The following is a 17075-nucleotide window of genomic DNA, read 5'->3' as shown; positions in this document are numbered from 1 at the left end:
TTCACTCCTCCTGACTGCGGTTTTTCCAGGGGATGACTTTGCTGAACGGTTTTTCATAAGCCTGCACATGGATCTGATCATTGCCATAAATGAGTTCAATTTTACCGAGCGCTCTGCCTTCCCAGTTCCACGTCTGTATTAACTCCAGGGCAATTGCGCGGGTTGCAGCGCGGGGGAGAGCCGGATCGGCGAAAACGGAGACCCCCTGTATGATGGTGTACATGCCTGTACCTCCTTCCTGTGAACTAGCAAATTAACAGAAGTAAGTTTTTTAGCAAGCACGAGAATAAAGGCTTTAGTACCGAATTTTCTTTTTGGGTACTGATGGTCGAAGGAGGTATTTTAAAATCGCGTGCCAACCCGCAATTTTAAAAATGTAATCCACTTATTCTTTTCTTAGCAGCAAGCCGTTGACGAGAATATCTGACATGGCGCTCAAGGCATCGGGGATGGTCATATTGTTTTCCGAGAGAAACCGGTAAGAGAATAAATCATTGAAAGCGCTGGCAATGATTTGGCGAAGCACATTGGTATTGATAGGCCGGAGCGCATTCGTTTCGATTCCCTGAACAATAAGGGATAAAAAGCGCTCTTGTCGTTCCGCTTTAAATTTTTCTATGATCTGAATTTCTTCGGGATAATAGAGCTGGAGGTCGTCCTGCAGCCGATAATTATTGAGAGATCCTAATACCGCCGGTGCAACTTTCAGTACGGCCGCTATTTTTTCCGCCAAAGTCAACGCGGCGTTAGTATAGATCGCTTGTTCCTGCTGCTGAACATCTTCAATGCCTGCCATTAAGATACTGTGAATCAACTCGCTCTTCGAAGAAAAGTGTTCATATAAAGATGTTTTACTGACACTCAGCCGTTTGGCAAGATCGCTCATGGTAAACCGGACGCCATGGTAATTTATTTCTTCAATGGCTGCCAGCAAAATACGGTCACGCAAAAAAAACACCTCGGTTTTGTGTAGTACCAATTTGACAAAATAAGTACTGATATTTTTAATGTTATATTATTCCATTTTTTGTCCCTTGTCAATATGGTCTTCTGCGCCTGCACGTCAGCGGTAATGTCAGCCGGGGCGATGCCCAATTTGGCTAGTTTGCCGGTTTCCAATTCATATAGCTGCTAGAGCTTTTATCGGTTTGAACCCTTGATTAGTTCATTTTTTTATGCTCGGCAGGCCGAGCAAGGTCCGGCGGATGGTTTCCGCCTTTGCCCACGGTTCCGCATAGTATAACCGCCGCCGGTCCAGGCATGGACGCAACCGTAGGCATCACCGCAAAGGGCGTTAAAGAGGGTAATCCTTTTGTGGCTATTTGGTCATGACGGTGTTCAGGTGGTCGCTTATTCCCCGCAAGGCATGAATAAAAGCCGTCAGGGGAGTCAGCCTGTAGGTGCCGGTGGAAAAAATTGCGGTGCCGGCGACAGCGCCGGTCTGTGTGTCATACACGGTCTGATGTACTGTGATATAATAAGTATTTTGCTGCTCTTTAACGCGGCTGGCGTTTACTTCTGATGCAACAGCCCAGCGGCAGCCGGCGGCAAGCGCCGCTTGCCGCCAGGAGGCCGGCCGGGCAGCAGCTGCGACATAGCCGGGCAGCGTATTCGCGTGTACATCCTGCAATGCTTCTTGCATATACCAAAATTCAGCGGCCAGATTTGCCGGCAACTGGTTGGTAAGCGGCAGAACGTAGACGCGCTGCTTACGGGCTGCCTGTGTTTTTACAGGCATTGCAGGCAGTTGTATGCCGGCTTCCACAGCCAGGCGGCGTTTATCGTAGTAATTTTTCAGGGCGGAATCCATGTAGCCTGTTAATTGATGGGCATCGCGCACGGTGCCGGCAGGTTTCCATTTTACTTCCCGGCCAAACTGCCGGTAGCCGCCGACCAGGGATTGCAGGACGCCGGTAACCGGATCGCCGGCATGGACGATCCGGGTCAGGGGGAGGAGGGGTCCGTATTTGGCGGCAAAAGCCGCATTGCCTACGGCAGGGGCGCCGAAGGTAATGACCTCCAGCTGTTCCGGGCTGACACCTGTGCTTAACAGTCTTGCCCCGCTGAGCGTAGCGGCTGCGCCGCCGAGGCTGTGGCCGGTCAGGAGCAGCTTGCGGGCTTTGTCAGTCCGGAGCAGATCGGGCAGAGCGAGACTTACCCGCCGGGGATTGCGTAAGACGGCTGCCGGCCCGGCCTGGACAAATTCGTTAAAGCCTTTATGAACCTTTGGTTCGGTGTTGGGAATATCTTTTTTGGCGGCATTGGCGGTGAATTCTTCGGGGGTGCTGCCGGCGAAATAGACTTTGCTGACTCTGAGGTCGGTCTTTATGTCCTTTTTGTTTTCTGTGCCGACAATGGCGACAATATAGTAAGGGAACCCTTCTTTCCGGCCAATTAGGTACCGGGCGCCGGTACGTCCCTGGGCTTGGCCATAGTGATCAATTTGCCAGCCGTCTTGCTCCAGGTAGCGGTTGGCCAGCTCGCCCAGCCGCCCGCTATAGGCGGCTGCGCTGGCGCCTGCGGTAAGATAGAGTTTGTAGGCTTCCTCGTAGTCTTCTTTTGGTCCGGCAGCGCTTATAGCCGGGATCCAGGCCAGCATACCGGCAACAAGTAACAGCAACAGGAAGCGTTTCACCAGATATCACCTCATTCGTATTTCCGGTGGTGGACGACAAGTGTTCTATTTCTGTCCCCAGCCGCTTTTTTGAGCGATGGCAGGCGGTGGAAGCGTTGCCTGAACCAAGGAAGCGGCTGCATTTCACTCCTTGGCTGGAAGTTTTACAGGGACAAGCTGGGTAACAGGCTTCTCATACGAGCAGATATGCACCCATTGTCCGGCGCGGATCAGCTCAACTTTTCCCAGTTGCCGCCCTTCCCAGGCCCAGGCTTGAACAATGTCGTAAACCAGTTGTTTGATTTCTTCCAGTGATAAGGAAGGATCTGCCCCTACGGGGATACCGGCAATCGTTAGGTCGTTTAAATGGCAATACATTTGTTTGCTCCTCCTGTTTATTTAGTAAATCAGCCCGGCCCGTAAACAGGACACGGTAAGAATGACCAGTTGAAATTAAAGAGCGAAAATCATCCGGATTCTTTGACCGGTTCAATTAAAACTTAAAAAAAACCATCCAACAGGATCTGCTGGAATTGGGTTTATGCAAGCGACAAATGCAAAGAATTCTCCGGCATTGCCAGCACTTTGGCGATAAGGATCTCAGCCATTTTTAAATAGGCGGCCATCCGCTCGTTGGAAACCTTTTCTGCCAAGGCATCTGTTATGCATTGCAGCGTGGACAGGATAAAATGTACGGCAATATCGGGCTGAGAAACCTGGAACCATTGTTTCTCAGCTCCATCTTCAATGATTTTTAACAAAAAAGGTTTTAGTATGAGCGTAGCTTGCCAGGCAATTTTATTTCTGAGGTGTATGTTCTTTTCATCAGACAGAAGATCCAACAGCAAACCGTCTTTATATTGTGTCGTATGGAAGATGGCGGTTACGATTAATTCAATCTTACGAGGCGGGGTAATATCGTCGGAATACGCCATCTGTTTGATATCAGCCAACAGGGCGGAGATTTGACGGTTCACCGCCGCTTCCAGTATTTCCTCTTTGGATTTAAAGTAATAATATACCATTCCTTTAGCGACACCCATTTGTTTAGTAATATCAAGGATGGTCGTTTTCCGGTAGCCGTTGGCTGCAAAAAGAGGCTCAGCCGTATCTAAAATTTCATCGATTCTGATTTGGGGATCCTGGGGGGTTCGGGACATGAGATTCACCTCAATAATTGAATTGGTCAAATTATAAGTCCTGCTGGGGATTTTTGTCAAGGATTAATTTTCCTTTCTTGATACAGCAGGGATGCTTATGGCATTGGGCTTAGTCGCAGATACTTAATTCGCCTTTGCGCGCTGGTTAACGGTGGGGAACAGGGAAGGATATTTGACTCGAATATAGAACCATAACACAAACTGCTATGAACCGGCCGGCATTTAATAAGGAAAAGGGAGGGGCATGATGAAAATTCTCTTGATTGGGGGCACGAATTTTATTGGCCCGGTTTTGACAGCGCAATTGGCACAAACCGGACATGCCGTTGCTTTATTCCACAGGAACTTTAGCCCTGCCGTTCACCATAGGCAAATCCAAGGTGACTGCAATAACGTCAATGATCTTATTAGAGCAATCGAAGCGGTAGAACCAGATGCAATTATCCACATGACGGCAATGTTTCAAAGCCATATAAAGATGTTAGAACAAGCCCTTCAAGGCAAGAGAACGCGCACTGTTATCCTCTCCAGCATTGATGTATATAAAGCGTATGAGGTTTTTAGCAATTTGGCCAATACCCCCGTTGTTTCCGGACCGCTTAATGAGCAATCACCGCTCCGTGATGTGCTATATTTGTATCGAGATCGACTTGACGCGGATTTTGCCCACGATTACGAAAAAATACTGGTAGAAAAGACGGCTAGGCAAAGTTCCGTAATTGATGCTATTGTTGTACGCTTAGGCATGGTCTACGGCAGAAACGATCCGAACCATCGTTTTTTAGAGCCAATACAAAAAATGCGCACAGGCGATAAACAGATTACACTAGCAGCGGCTATGGCAAATTGCAGAATGTCTAAGTGCTATGTTGGCGATGCTGCCTACGGAATCAAACTGGCAGCAGAACATGGTCTGGCGGGAGAAATTTATAATCTGGCAGCGCAGGAAGCGTTAACCGAAAGGGAATGGTATCAACAAATTGCAACACTGCTGGCCTGGGCTGGTGAGCTTGTTACCGGCCAGGCGTCTTCGCCATTAGCAGGATATAATCTACAGCAGGATTTGGTTATAGATACAGCTAAAATACGCAGGCATTTAGGGTATCAGGAACGATTCACCCTGCAGGAAGGGCTTGCAGATACCATTCAATGGGAACTTGAACAAATGGGTTAATACATTAGAACGCACCGTTTCCTATCAAGTTGAGAGGGTGGATCACTTGGAAAAGAGAGAGAAAAAAGCCTTTTTGATGGTGGGGATAGGCACCGCCTACCAGGAAGCCCGGCGCTTGGCCATAGCCGGCATTGATCATAAAATCCAGTCGGAGTTCCCCCAATATGAAGTGCGTCAAGCCTTTGCTTCCCGCCCCCTAATCGAGAAACTGGCGGCAGCCGACGGGATTCAGGTCGATAATGAAAAACAGGCGTTAGAACGCCTGCAAGCAGAGGGGTTTACCGAGATTATCGTCCAGCCCTTTCAGTTATTCGCCGGCGAAGAGTATGAAAAAGTCAGAGAAATGGTCCAGGGATGTGTTGCGGGAATGGGTTTCGACAAGACGGAAATCCTGCCGTGTGTGGGCATATGGGTTAAGCAGGAGCCCCAAATCATAAACTGAATTGTCACCGCCGGCAGCGTTGGGGATAAAACAAAACTAATAAGGCGGTTCCACGAAGGGGATAATGTATATAGAAAGCTCAGTTAGCAATTTATAGCTGCAATTGAGCTTTTTTTGCATATACACTTTTTTAGGACAACATAAATTGCCTTTACTATATTGGGCATTGACCATAGTTTTTGCCGACTTTCAAAAAAAAAGTATTTTTTACTGCAATAAAACAGGATTTACTCCATCATAATAAATAGAAGCAAAATTAAAAAACAAAGGAGAAGGGCATGGCTGGGGCTGTTTGGGATTTACCGTTCCGCGGGTCGCTTGCCGGCGCGGCTATTACCGGTTGTTCCCTGTATTTTAAAGCAAAGACCGGCTGGAGGAAACAATGCCATTTAGTGTGGGGAGTTTTGGGGTTATTTTATGTTTCCTTACATTTTATGAAAGCTAATCCCGGGCGACTGTAGGATAGCCCGCTTACTTATAAGCAGCAGAATTGACAAGACAACTAGAAAGGGCAGCCTTTTTAGGCGGCGCTGGCCATTGAGGCCAAGGCAATGCGGTGCTGCCCAGGGCAGGGGCCGGGTGCTGCAGTGGAACAGGCATTACCGCAATGAAAATGAATGGGAATGATGGCTGAAATTGTATTAGAGGAATGTTTTTATTGTGCGCAAACAACAAAATGACTTTGTCAGTGTTATAAAAAAAGAGCAGCCGAAATTGCTGCGCTATGTGCGGCAAAGGCTGACCGGCATCTCCGCTATGGATGCGGAAGACATTGTGGCCGATGTACTTTTTAATGTATATAACCGGATGACAACTGACGGCCATGTGGAAAATCTGGCTGCTTATCTGTACCAGTCGGTAAAACATAAAATATGGGACCGCTTCCGGCAGGCCAAGGCGCCCTTATCCTTGGATGCCTTGGACAGGGACACTGGTTTTCCCCGAGGCGGGAGCCTGATTGACACGGCCGGCGATGTGGAAAGCATGATAGAAAAAAAAGAATTTGCCCGGCGTTTAAAGCAGGCGTTGCTGAAGTTAGAGCCCAAACAGCGTGCCGTTTGGGCGGCTACCGAACTGGAAGGTTACACCTTCAAAGAATTGTCGGTGAAATGGGAGGAGCCCATCGGCACGCTGCTGTCGCGGAAAAGCCGGGCGACCCAGGCGCTGCGCAAGCTGCTGCAGGAGGAATGATTGTATTGATAGAGGTGATATGCTATGCAATGGCAGTGTAATTTTTGTATAACGAAAACAAGGCATGTCCTTGTTCAGATTTGTCTCGGCCTGGTATTATCCATATTGTTTGGCCTTGGCTTCGGCTTTTTTGTCATGCTGCTATGGAACAGCCTGCTGCCTGATATCTGGGGCTGGCAGAAAATCACGTATTGGCAGGGAGCAGGACTTGTCATCCTGGCACGGCTGCTGTTTGGCAGCCAGGGTTATCATAAGGGGGCAAACCAGCCGCAAGCCGGCTGCCAGAGCGCAGTTTCCCCGGCAGGTGCAGCTTGTGCCGCCGATAAGGGCAACAGGCATTTTGAAAAATGGTGGGAGGAAGAAGGGGAAGCTTCTTTGGAAAAATACACGCAGAGGCTATTAGAACAAGAGACGTTGCAGCAAAATAAGAGGCAGTAACCGTTCAGATGCCTTCAACCGTGAGGCGGGGCCGCCTGTAATGATAGGGTGGGAGGGTGGAGCCGGGACGATTAAGCGGTAATGGTGGCTATAAACCATAGCGCCGGTGGTGAAAAAAGAGGAGGAATATTTTATGACAGATGAGAAAGTTATCGAAGCGTTTCAAATGATGTGGGGGAATTTTCCTGAGCCCGTTATGCTGGTGCATAAAAGCCGGGACATCCTGGCCATAAATGAGGCCTGCCGTAAAGCGGGGGGCAGGCCGGGCATCAAGTGTTCTTCCATCGGTGAGCCGGGGCGGCACCGGGGCTGCCTGGCGAATCAGGCGCTGGCCTCTCAGCAGGCTACCTATGCCAAGGGGGAGGCCAACGGCAAAGCCTTCATCGGCTACTGGCTGCCGGTGGCCGGTCATCCCGAGATCTACGTGCACCTGGGTGTCGGCACTATGATTGACTATGACCAGTATCCGGCCGCAGCAGCAAAGTAGTGCCAGGGGCCGCTTCCCTTTCCCTATTCCGTTTCCCATATTGACAGTAAAACAGCCATAGTGGTGCACTATGGCTGTTTATTATAGGGTCTGCTTATCTATGCAGCTGTTGTCCCTTCACCGGCATATCCCGGTGAGCAGGCGGTGGGGCAACCTGATACCAGGCCGCATACATTACCGGCAGTACCAACAGGGTTAATAGCGTAGCGCCCAGCAACCCACCGGCGATGGCGACTGCCATGGGGCCCCAGAAAATGCTGGATACCAGGGGGACCATGCCCAGAATAGCGGCGGCTGCTGTCAGCATGATGGGGCGGAAACGGGTAACGGTGGCATGAATAATCGATTCCCATACAGGTTCGCCGGCCTTTTGATGCTGCTCGATCTGATCGATGAGGATCACCGAGTTGCGCATGATGATACCGGCCAATGCCAACAGGCCTAATTGGACAACAAAGCCGATTGCCTGGCCTGTCAGTAACAGGGCGACACTGGCGCCGATAATGCCCAGCGGCGCAGTTAAAAGGGTTAGAACCATTTTCGGGATATTCTGCAGTTGGAACATCAGTAACGAAACAATAATAATCACCATAGCCGGCACCGGCTGCAGCAGCCAGCGGGTAGCCTTGTCGCTTAGTTCCGTAGTGCCGCCGATCTCTATGGTGTAGCCGGGCGGCAGGGCAGCGCGCAGTTCCCTTAAGCTGTCGTAAGCTTCATAGGTTGCATCGTTACCGGTAATTTCATTCACGATATTGGCCTGGACAATAATCGTCGGCTTTAAATCCCGCCGCCAGATACCCCCCTCCTCAGCGTTATAGCTGATTTTGGCAATTTGGTCCAGGGGAATGGATTTTCCGTTGCCGGTATGGATGGTTAAATCCTTAATCTGCGCAAGATCGCTGCGATCCTGCGCGGCGACCCGGAACACAATGGCGACCGTTTTGTCTTGTTCACGAAATTCGGATACGGCTGTGCCGGACAACAGGGACTCCAGGCCAGAGGCCAATGCCTGGCTGTCCAGGCCCAGCATCTGCGCTTTATCCTGGTCGATGGCCAAATGCATGACTTTGGTCTTTTCATTCCACTCCAGATTGACATCAGCCATATGGGGATTGGCAGCAAGTATGTCCCGGGCCTGGTTGGCAATGGCGCGCACTTTGTCATGGTCATAGCCGCTGACCCGGAGCATGACCGGATACGGGTCGGACGGACCGGTGGTCACAACCTTGACATTGCCGCGCACATTGGGAAACTGCGTTGCCAGGAGTTTATCGACTTTCTCCCGCAGGAGTTCGCGGGCTTTTACATCTTGGCCGACAAAGACAAAATGAGCAAAATTCGTGTCGGCGTCAGGCGGAAAAGCCGTGAGCACGAAGCGCGGCGCTGCCTGGCCGGTATAATAAGTGAAATTGACGATAGTGTCATCCTGGGTAAACTGCGCGGCGAAGCGCTTGGCCTCTTCCTCGGTTGCCTGCAGGGAAGAGCCCGGCGGCAGGCGGAGTTCCACCAGTAATTCCGGCCGGGTTGACGGCGGGAAGAATTCCTGTTTAATGGCAGTCAGCAAGAGTAAAGATCCTATAAACAGGCCGGCGGTAATTCCCAGGACAAGGCGGCGGTGCACCAGGCACCAACTCAATACCTGCTTGAATTTCCGGTAAAATTTCGTGTCGTAAATATCATGGCCCGGTGCGGCCGGGGCGACGGTTACCAACTGGTAGCCGAACAGCGGTGTCACCATGCCCGCCACCACCCAGGACAGTAACAGGGCAATGGTTACCACTGAGAAAATACTGCCTACATATTCCGAGGCACTGCCTTTAGAGAAGCCGACCGGTACAAAGCCGGCGCAGGTGATCAGCGCGCCGGTCAGACGGGGGCTGGCGGTGGAGGTATAGGCGTAGCAGGCGGCGTCAAAACGGCTCCAGCCCTGCTCCAGTTTTACAATCATCATTTCAATGGCGATAATCGCATCATCCACTAACAGCCCCAGGGCGATAATGAGTGCGCCGAGCGAAATCTTGTGCAGGTCGATGCCGAAGATGTGCATGAAGATGAAGGTGCCCATAATGACCAACGGGATACAAAAGGCGACAACCAGGCCGGAACGCAGCCCCAGGCTTAAGAAACTGACGATCAGGACAATGGCCACGGCTTCCGCCAGCGACTTCACAAATTCGTTAATGGATTCCTTCACGACCTTCGGCTGGTTGGAAACAGTATTAAGCTCCAGACCCAGCGGCAGATCCTGTCGGATTTGCGCCGCGGTCTTGTCTAAGTCCTCGCCAAGGGTAAGGATATTGCCGCCAGGTTCCATCGACAACGCAATGCCGATGGCCGGCTGACCATTGTAAAATAATTTCGGCTCTGACGGATCGCTGTAACTGCGTTCAATCCTGGCGATATCCCCCAGCCGGAAGGTTCGGCCGCCGGCCCGGATCGGCAGCGTTTTCAGGTCCTCAGTATTTTCAAACATACCGGAAATACGCAAGTAGACATTGTCGGCGACCGTTTCCACCATGCCGGCGGCGGCCATGGCATTTTGCGCCCGGACGGCACCGGTGATATCCGCAGGGGCCAGGCCTAATTGCGCCAGTTTGGCATTCTCAATTTCGATAAAGATTTTTTCGGCCTGGACCCCGATGAGGTCCGCTTTGCGCACATTCGGCACGCCGAGGAAAATGCGGCGGCTGGTCTCCGCCTTTGCCCGCAGGTCTTCATAGCTGTAGCCATCACCGGTCAGGGCGTAAATGCAGCCGAAGACATCGTCAAAGCGGTCATTGAAATACGGTCCCTGGACGCCTGCCGGCAAAGTGGGCTTAATATCGTTGACCATGTTGCGCACTTCCAGCCAGGTGGGCCGGAGTTGGGCGCTGGTAACCACATCATATTTTAAATTGACGTAAATAATGGCCTGCCCCGGCCGTGAATAGCTGCGCAGAAAATCCAACCCCGGGGTATCCTGGAGCTTTTTTTCAATTTTGTCGGTGACCTGTTCTTCCACCTGGCTGGCGGTCGCCCCGGGCCAGTTTACCGTCACCACCATCTGCCGGATCGAAAAGTCAGGATCTTCCATGCGGCCGAGGTTTTGATACGAGAAAATCCCGCCAATAACCAGCAGGGCAATAATAAAATATACGATTTGTTTATGATTCAGCGCCCATTCAGTCAAGTTAAACGCTTTCATGGGGTAGCCTCCATCACTCTCACCGTCTGCCCTGCCCGCAGTTTATGTACGCCGGCGGTGACGATGGTCTCACCGGAATTAAGGCCGGCGACGATCTGAACCTGCGTATTGCCGAAACTGCCGACCTGCACCGGGCGCAGGGCAGCCACATGGTCGGTAATTACCCAGACGTGAGGGGTGTCATTGGTTTGATAAATAGCCGCAAGGGGAACCATGATGACGGCCTGATCCGAACCGCCCGCCCCGGCCAGACTGACCCGGGCCGTCATCCCCAGCTTGATTTGGGGCGGAGGATTGATTAAACTGATGCGGACCTTATAGGTGCGCGTTACCGCGTCGGCCATGGGGGCGATTTCTCTGACCCGGCCTTCTGCAGTGACCTGGGGCAGAGCCCAGAACGTTGCTGTCAGCTGTTGCGCATTGCGTAGTTCCTCCAGCCGGTTTTCGGGTACGCTAATTTCGATTTCCCGCTCCTCGTCCTGCACGATGGTGATGACGGTCTGACCGGCACTGACCACCTGGCCGGCTTCGGCGGCAATCGCGGCAACGACACCGGCTTGATCGGCATAGAGCAAGCTGTAATTCAATTGGTTGGCACCCTGCGCATATTGAGCGGCTGCCTGCTCTACTCCTGCCCGGGCGACTTCGTAAGCAGTTTCAAACTGGTCCAACTGGGCCCGGCTAATGGCGTTTTCCCCATACAGCTGCCGGTAACGGTGCAGATTGCTTTCGGCCAGCTTAAGCTGCGCCTCGGCAGAGTAGACTTGCGCGGAGGTACTGTGTACTGTTTGCTGCAGGTCGCGCGCATCCAGCTGCATGAGCATATCGCCGGCTTTTACCGCCTGGCCGAGTTCTACATTGCGCTTGCTGATTTTACCGGTGACCTGAAAGGCCAGCTGGCTTTCATAGCGGCCGCGGACTTCGCCGGCATAGAAATAGCTTTGTGGTGTATTGGCGGCGCCGATCACGACCGTGCGCACCAGCGGCACGTCTTCCACGGCGGTCGGGGGCTGGCTGTGGAATTGCCAGATCCCGGCGCCAATGATGCACAGCCCGGTTACCACCGCCGCTACGCTGTAATACCATTTTTTTCTTGATAATTTTATTAGTCGATGTAACGGTTGCATGGTTTTCACTCCTTGTATAGGATTCGCTGGGGGGACGCTCGGCGTTGTTGAATAAAATGAACTGTTCAAATAATGATTTTGAAAAAGCATCCAAATAGTGCACTTGGATGAGCTATAAAATGCATACAGACGGGCCAAGGTAATTATTTTTTGAATAGTTCAATTAATGGGTAAAAAATATCCCAACAGTAACCTGTTGGCGATTATTGTTCAGGCAGTTAGGCAGTGGACAACGATAAATGCAAGGTATTCTCCGGCATTCCCAGGGTTCGTTCGATGAGCGCCGCAGCCAGCTGCAAGTGACAGGGCATTTCTTCATCCGGGATTTTTTCACACAAGGTGTCGCCCAGACATAACATAATGGACATAATAAATGTCAGAGCGGCCGGCAGATAAGAGACATGAAAATATTGCTTGCGGACTCCCTCCTCAATAATCTTCAACAGCCAGGGCTTTAGTAACAGAGCCGCCTGGCGGAAGATTTTGTTTTTTATATGTATATGTTTTTCATCATAGAGAAAGTCAAGAAAGAGGCCGTCTTTGTAGTACGCCGTGCGAAAAAAGGCATGTACCACGAATTCAATTTTACGGGGCGGCAGCATGTCGGCAGATGAAGTCATACTGCTGATATCGCTGAGAAAATGAGCGATTTGGCGATTGATAAGTGCTTCCAGGATTTCTTCTTTAGATTTAAAGTAATAATAGAGCAGTCCCCGCGCGCCGCCGATTTCCTTGGCAATGTCGCTGATGGTGGTTTTCCGGTAGCCATTGGCGGCAAACAACGGTTCAGCCACATCTAGGATTTCATCCATTTTGATTTTGGGGTCTTGCGGTGGCCTGGCCAAAAGAATTACCTCCATTATGCAAATTAATTGAACAATTCAAATTATAGTGTGAATGGATTATTTTGTCAAGCAGATTTTCTCCGGCAAAGTAAAGCCTTGCACCGGCAAGAGTTGTTTTCCTTACCTGCCATAAACGGACCGGCAGGACAAGGCCAGGCACAGGAGCCTGTCCTTTTTTTATTCCCGTTGTATTAAAGGGGATAAAAAACAATCTAACGACGCACAAGAACTGTCCCCCTGAGTCGTTTAGCTGTTTATTTTAAAAGTTAGCCACAGGAACAATTTATAACTGATCGCATAATATATTCCATCGGTGCACCGACCTAGTTCAGTGAATGCTTCAGGTCTGCAAACGGCCGGCCGGCTTAGCAGCCAAATAAGGAGTGTGGCGCTTATTTAAGGTTACTGTGATTATTTGCGAATATTACTTGCAAAACAAAATTTCCTATGAATTTGGTGAGGGGGTTCGTGTCAATGAAAATAAAAACAACATGGGTGTTGGTGGTATTGTTTATGTTTAGTCTGCTTACTGCTGCCTGCAGTTCAGATGCGCAGCATGTGGCTGAGCCTGTTCATACTAAATCCCATATTGTTGCAACAACTACCATGTTAACTGATTTGGTGCAGGTTGTTGGCGGCGACTATGTGACAGTTGAGGGCTTAATGGGAGCCGGTATCGATCCCCATTTATACAAACCAAGCGCCGGGGATGTTAATAAGATGAGCAAAGCCCGTTTAATTATTTATAATGGTTTGCATTTAGAGGGGAAAATGAGTGATATATTTGCGCAAATGCAAAAGTCCGGTGTTGCTACGCTGGCAGTAGGCGAAGCGATTGAAAGGTCCAGGCTGCTTGAGTCGGAAGAGTTTGACGGAAACTATGATCCCCATATCTGGTTTGATGTAGAAAATTGGATTCTGGCTGCGGAAAAAGTAAAAGAAGCCTTAATTGCACTGGAACCGGCACATAAAGAACAGTTTGAAAAAAATGCCGCCGCCTATATTAGCAAGCTTCATGCGCTACATAGCTATGTGCAGGCGCAAGCAGAGCTGGTGCCGGAACAGTCGCGGGTTTTAATTACCGCTCACGATGCGTTTAATTATTTTGGCAGAGCTTACGGTTTTACGGTTAAAGGCTTACAGGGCATCAGCACGGCAGCAGAAGCCGGCACTGCCGATGTGCGGGAATTGGCCGATTTTATTGTGCAACACAAAATTGCGGCAATTTTTGTGGAGACTTCTGTTCCGAAAAAAACAATTGAGGCCTTGCAGGAAGCAGTACAGGCGCGGGGTTATCAGGTGCAGATCGGCGGTGAATTGTTCTCCGACTCATTGGGAGAACCCGGGACGCCTGCCGGTACTTATACCGGTACCATTGAGCACAACATCAATACCATAGTGAAAGCGCTATTGGCGGGATAGGGGGACATATGCAGGCAGCAGCACTAAAAATAGAAGACTTAACAGTCGCCTATCAGGAGCGGCCGGTCATCTGGAGTGTTAATCTGGAAATACCTTCCGGCATTTTAATGGCGATTGTAGGGCCTAATGGTGCGGGAAAATCGACGTTGATTAAAACCGTGCTCGGGCTGGTTCGCTCTGCCAGCGGCAAAGTTTCTTTCTGGAACAAACCGTATCAGGAGCAACGGAAAAAGGTCAGCTATGTACCGCAGCGGGGCAGTGTCGACTGGGATTTCCCTGCCAGTGTGTTTGATGTTGCTTTAATGGGGCGGTATGGTTCATTAGGCTGGCTGCGCCGCCCGCGGGATTATGACCGGCAATTGGCAATGCGGGCACTGGAGCAAGTTGGCATGGAAAGCTTGGCTGAGCGGCAAATCAGTCAATTGTCCGGGGGGCAGCAGCAACGCGTCTTTTTAGCCAGAGCATTAGCGCAGGATGCGGAAATTTACTTTATGGATGAACCTTTTCAAGGCGTAGATGCCAAGACGGAAAAAACGATTGTAAAATTGCTGCAAACGCTGCGGACGGAAGGGAAAACCGTCGTTGTGGTGCATCATGATTTGCAGACTGTGCCGGAATACTTTGACTGGGTAGCATTATTAAATGTCAAACTGATTGCCAGCGGCCCGATTCAAGCTGTATTTACCGATGAGCTCATTAAATTAACTTACCGGTCTTAACGTACCCCAAAGTTTCCCGCGCCTAAAAAGTTTTCCCGGCGCAAATCCGGAACCGGGATTCAGCGGGGCGCACAGCGCTCTGCGCTGCACGCCCCTTGCTGAATTCGCAGACAAGAAGAAAGAAATAATGGAAGTGATACTATGCCCTTGCAGACCATACTGAATATGGATTATACTTTTGCGACCGTAGCTCTGGGGTCAGCCATATTCGGCTTGTTAAGCGGTACCCTGGGGGTTTATGAAGTGCTGCGTAAACGAAGTTTAATTGGCGATGCAATTTCCCACGCGGCTTTACCCGGCATCTGTCTGGCTTTTATTTTGACAAATACCAAAGCAACATCCACCCTGTTAATAGGCGCTTTAGTGTCGGGGTGGCTGGCGGCGCTGGCCGTATTGGCCGTCTCCCGTTATACAAAGGTTAAATATGATACCTCGCTGGGAATGATCCTGTCAGTATTTTTTGGGTTTGGCCTGGTTCTGCTCACCTATATACAGAAAACTCCCAATGCGAATCAGGCCGGGTTAGAAAAATTTCTGTTCGGCCAGGCTGCAACCCTGTTGAGCCGTGACATCCAAATGATGGCAGCCATAGCCGTTATTGTGCTCCTGTTGGTGGTTCTTTTTTGGAAAGAATTTAAAATCTTGTGCTTCGACTATGAATATGCTGCCAGTCTTGGGTTTTCCGTAAGGCTGATCGATGTTTTTTTGACAGGGCTGGTCGTGTTATCCATTGTTATTGGTCTGCAGAGCGTGGGGGTGGTATTGATGAGCGCTATGCTGATTTCGCCTGCGGTTGCTGCCAGGCAATGGACAGATCGCTTGTCCGTGATGACCTTATTGGCGGCCTTGTTCGGTGCAGCCGCCGGTATCGTGGGGACAATGCTCAGTTCGCTGGGCTCCCGGGTGCCAACCGGACCGGTGATTGTGATTGCCGCAGCCTGTATTGTGCTTGTTTCCCTGCTGGCAGCTCCCAAACGGGGCTGGTTGTGGCGTAATTGTGAAGAAATCCGGAAGCGACTGCAACCGAACGCCAAGGCCGGAAACTTAGCGAAAGGAGAGGAGTCGTATGAACCAGGCCCAATTGGAAATATTGACCATTGCCATTGTGACCGCTGCCGCTTGTTCCCTGCCAGGTGTATTCCTGATTTTAAGAAAAATGGCGATGATGAGTGATGCTATCAGCCATACCATCTTATTGGGGATTGTTATCGCCTTTTTTATCACCCATGACTTGAACTCGCCAGTGCTATTAATCGGTGCCGCCTTAATGGGAATTATGACTGTATATTTGGTCGAATTCCTGCAAAAGGCCAAAAAAATTAGTGAAGATTCATCCATTGGCCTGGTGTTTCCCCTGTTGTTTAGTATTGGTGTATTGCTCATCAGCCGCTATGCCGGCGACGTTCATTTAGATACAGACGCTGTTTTGCTGGGGGAACTGGCATTTGCTCCCTTTGACCGGTTAATGGTAAATAATATTGATCTCGGACCTAAATCAATTTACGTTCTGACAGGCATCCTGATCCTCAATTTGTGCTATATCTGTTTGTTTTACAAAGAATTGAAAATAGTTACTTTCGATCCCCTGTTGGCAGGTGTTCTGGGGATTTCACCGGCTGCAGTCCATTACTCTCTGATGACAATCGTCTCGATTACTGCCGTAGGGGCTTTTAATGCAGTGGGGGCGATTTTAGTTGTTGCTTTAATGGTTGGACCGCCGGCTACTGCCTATTTTATTACGGAGAAACTGGGGCATATGATTTTTGCCAGTGTATTTTTTGGCAGTCTCAGTGCTGTGACTGGGTATGCAGTATCTTTTTGGCTGGATGTCTCGATTGCAGGCTCGATGGCGACGATGAGCGGCTTAATCTTTTTAGCCGTGGTCATGGCCGCGCCCCGGAAAGGGATTATTGTGCTAATCAGGCGGTCCCGGCAGCAAAAATATGAGTTCGCCGGCTTGTCGCTGCTCATTTATCTGTTAAAGCATGAAGCGCAAGGGTCAGGGAATTTGCCGGGCCAAGTGGGAAACCTCATCAATCAGCTGCAATGGCCACCGCCCTTTTTCCGCAAGGTACTTGACCGGCTGGTTAGCCGGCAATATGCCGAATTACAGGCAAATGAACTGCGCATTACGAACGCCGGCAGACGCTATGTCCAGCAAAGTAAGCTATACCGGCAGCTAATGGTATGACTACATTGAAAGCGTAAATGAATTCGCGGGATTTTTCGCAAGGCAAGGCGGGGGAGGGAGGCAACCGGACGTATAACGACT

The 17075-nt window shown here is 50.3% G+C and carries 17 protein-coding genes; 9 read left to right on the top strand and 8 right to left on the bottom strand.

The window, feature by feature from the left end; genetic code table 11:
* Position 1 precedes the first annotated feature (1 nt).
* From ACZ481_RS15500 to ACZ481_RS15480, 5 genes are all read right to left on the bottom strand, one after another.
* Positions 2-223 carry a hypothetical protein gene (locus ACZ481_RS15500; RefSeq protein ID WP_464766253.1) on the bottom strand — a complete coding sequence of 74 codons (222 nt, stop codon included), beginning with the start codon at positions 221-223 and terminating at the stop codon, positions 2-4.
* 162 nt (positions 224-385) lie between these two features.
* Positions 386-949, bottom strand: coding sequence for a TetR/AcrR family transcriptional regulator (locus ACZ481_RS15495; protein WP_464766252.1), 564 nt, complete (start codon positions 947-949; stop codon positions 386-388).
* A gap of 369 nt (positions 950-1318) precedes the next feature.
* Positions 1319-2635 carry a lipase family protein gene (locus ACZ481_RS15490; protein ID WP_464766251.1) on the bottom strand — a complete coding sequence of 439 codons (1317 nt, stop codon included), beginning with the start codon at positions 2633-2635 and terminating at the stop codon, positions 1319-1321.
* 123 nt (positions 2636-2758) lie between these two features.
* The gene (locus ACZ481_RS15485; protein ID WP_464766250.1) at positions 2759-2992 is read right to left on the bottom strand and encodes a hypothetical protein; all 234 of its coding nucleotides are present in this window, start codon (positions 2990-2992) and stop codon (positions 2759-2761) included.
* A 161-nt stretch (positions 2993-3153) separates the two neighbouring features.
* A complete protein-coding gene (locus tag ACZ481_RS15480; protein WP_464766249.1) occupies positions 3154-3804 on the bottom strand; it encodes a TetR/AcrR family transcriptional regulator in 651 nt (216 codons plus the stop codon).
* Between the two features lie 214 nt (positions 3805-4018).
* On the opposite strand from ACZ481_RS15480, the gene ACZ481_RS15475 reads away from it, so the two are divergent.
* The 5 genes from ACZ481_RS15475 to ACZ481_RS15455 all read left to right on the top strand — a co-directional run bounded on the left by ACZ481_RS15475 (position 4019) and on the right by ACZ481_RS15455 (position 7506).
* Positions 4019-4948, top strand: coding sequence for an NAD-dependent epimerase/dehydratase family protein (locus ACZ481_RS15475; protein WP_464766248.1), 930 nt, complete (start codon positions 4019-4021; stop codon positions 4946-4948).
* 46 nt (positions 4949-4994) lie between these two features.
* Positions 4995-5390 carry a sirohydrochlorin cobaltochelatase gene (locus ACZ481_RS15470; RefSeq protein ID WP_464766247.1) on the top strand — a complete coding sequence of 132 codons (396 nt, stop codon included), beginning with the start codon at positions 4995-4997 and terminating at the stop codon, positions 5388-5390.
* Positions 5391-6050: 660 nt separating this feature from the next.
* Complete coding sequence (locus ACZ481_RS15465; protein WP_464766246.1) at positions 6051-6581, top strand: RNA polymerase sigma factor; 531 nt, start codon at positions 6051-6053, stop codon at positions 6579-6581.
* Positions 6582-6605: 24 nt separating this feature from the next.
* Positions 6606-7019 (top strand): hypothetical protein, encoded by a 414-nt coding sequence (locus tag ACZ481_RS15460; RefSeq protein WP_464766245.1) that lies wholly within the window; start codon positions 6606-6608, stop codon positions 7017-7019.
* A gap of 133 nt (positions 7020-7152) precedes the next feature.
* Complete coding sequence (locus ACZ481_RS15455; RefSeq protein ID WP_464766244.1) at positions 7153-7506, top strand: hypothetical protein; 354 nt, start codon at positions 7153-7155, stop codon at positions 7504-7506.
* 94 nt (positions 7507-7600) lie between these two features.
* On the opposite strand, the gene ACZ481_RS15450 is transcribed toward ACZ481_RS15455, so the two are convergent.
* The 3 genes from ACZ481_RS15450 to ACZ481_RS15440 all read right to left on the bottom strand — a co-directional run bounded on the left by ACZ481_RS15450 (position 7601) and on the right by ACZ481_RS15440 (position 12662).
* Positions 7601-10690, bottom strand: a complete 3090-nt coding sequence (locus ACZ481_RS15450) for an efflux RND transporter permease subunit (protein WP_464766243.1) — start codon at positions 10688-10690, stop codon at positions 7601-7603.
* Positions 10687-11817: an efflux RND transporter periplasmic adaptor subunit gene (locus ACZ481_RS15445; RefSeq protein ID WP_464766242.1), complete on the bottom strand. Its 1131-nt coding sequence runs from the start codon at positions 11815-11817 to the stop codon at positions 10687-10689. The genes ACZ481_RS15450 and ACZ481_RS15445 overlap by 4 nt, the downstream gene beginning before the upstream one ends.
* Before the next feature lie 218 nt (positions 11818-12035).
* Positions 12036-12662, bottom strand: coding sequence for a TetR/AcrR family transcriptional regulator (locus ACZ481_RS15440; protein ID WP_464766241.1), 627 nt, complete (start codon positions 12660-12662; stop codon positions 12036-12038).
* A gap of 474 nt (positions 12663-13136) precedes the next feature.
* Here ACZ481_RS15440 and ACZ481_RS15435 point away from each other — a divergent pair, with 474 nt between their 5' ends.
* The 4 genes from ACZ481_RS15435 to ACZ481_RS15420 all read left to right on the top strand — a co-directional run bounded on the left by ACZ481_RS15435 (position 13137) and on the right by ACZ481_RS15420 (position 16994).
* A complete protein-coding gene (locus ACZ481_RS15435; protein WP_464766240.1) occupies positions 13137-14084 on the top strand; it encodes a metal ABC transporter solute-binding protein, Zn/Mn family in 948 nt (315 codons plus the stop codon).
* Positions 14085-14092: 8 nt separating this feature from the next.
* Entirely contained in the window at positions 14093-14803 is a 711-nt protein-coding gene (locus ACZ481_RS15430) for a metal ABC transporter ATP-binding protein (RefSeq protein WP_464766239.1), read from the top strand.
* A gap of 165 nt (positions 14804-14968) precedes the next feature.
* Positions 14969-15976, top strand: a complete 1008-nt coding sequence (locus ACZ481_RS15425) for a metal ABC transporter permease (RefSeq protein WP_464766238.1) — start codon at positions 14969-14971, stop codon at positions 15974-15976.
* Positions 15870-16994 (top strand): metal ABC transporter permease, encoded by a 1125-nt coding sequence (locus tag ACZ481_RS15420; RefSeq protein ID WP_464766237.1) that lies wholly within the window; start codon positions 15870-15872, stop codon positions 16992-16994. The genes ACZ481_RS15425 and ACZ481_RS15420 overlap by 107 nt, the downstream gene beginning before the upstream one ends.
* Positions 16995-17075 lie beyond the last annotated feature (81 nt).

The organism is Sporomusa intestinalis, from assembly GCF_055383785.1.
The sequence above is the reverse complement of the archived record's forward strand: the minus strand, read 5'-3'. Positions and strand labels throughout refer to the sequence as shown.

Coding starts and splice junctions, on each gene's coding strand:
- ACZ481_RS15500 (WP_464766253.1), bottom strand. CDS start 223: ATGTACACCATCATACAGGGGGTCTCCGTTTTCGCCGATCCGGCTCTC.
- ACZ481_RS15485 (WP_464766250.1), bottom strand. CDS start 2,992: ATGTATTGCCATTTAAACGACCTAACGATTGCCGGTATCCCCGTAGGG.
- ACZ481_RS15475 (WP_464766248.1), top strand. CDS start 4,019: ATGATGAAAATTCTCTTGATTGGGGGCACGAATTTTATTGGCCCGGTT.
- ACZ481_RS15460 (WP_464766245.1), top strand. CDS start 6,606: ATGCAATGGCAGTGTAATTTTTGTATAACGAAAACAAGGCATGTCCTT.
- ACZ481_RS15455 (WP_464766244.1), top strand. CDS start 7,153: ATGACAGATGAGAAAGTTATCGAAGCGTTTCAAATGATGTGGGGGAAT.
- ACZ481_RS15450 (WP_464766243.1), bottom strand. CDS start 10,690: ATGAAAGCGTTTAACTTGACTGAATGGGCGCTGAATCATAAACAAATC.
- ACZ481_RS15445 (WP_464766242.1), bottom strand. CDS start 11,817: ATGCAACCGTTACATCGACTAATAAAATTATCAAGAAAAAAATGGTAT.
- ACZ481_RS15435 (WP_464766240.1), top strand. CDS start 13,137: ATGAAAATAAAAACAACATGGGTGTTGGTGGTATTGTTTATGTTTAGT.
- ACZ481_RS15430 (WP_464766239.1), top strand. CDS start 14,093: ATGCAGGCAGCAGCACTAAAAATAGAAGACTTAACAGTCGCCTATCAG.
- ACZ481_RS15425 (WP_464766238.1), top strand. CDS start 14,969: ATGGATTATACTTTTGCGACCGTAGCTCTGGGGTCAGCCATATTCGGC.
- ACZ481_RS15420 (WP_464766237.1), top strand. CDS start 15,870: ATGAACCAGGCCCAATTGGAAATATTGACCATTGCCATTGTGACCGCT.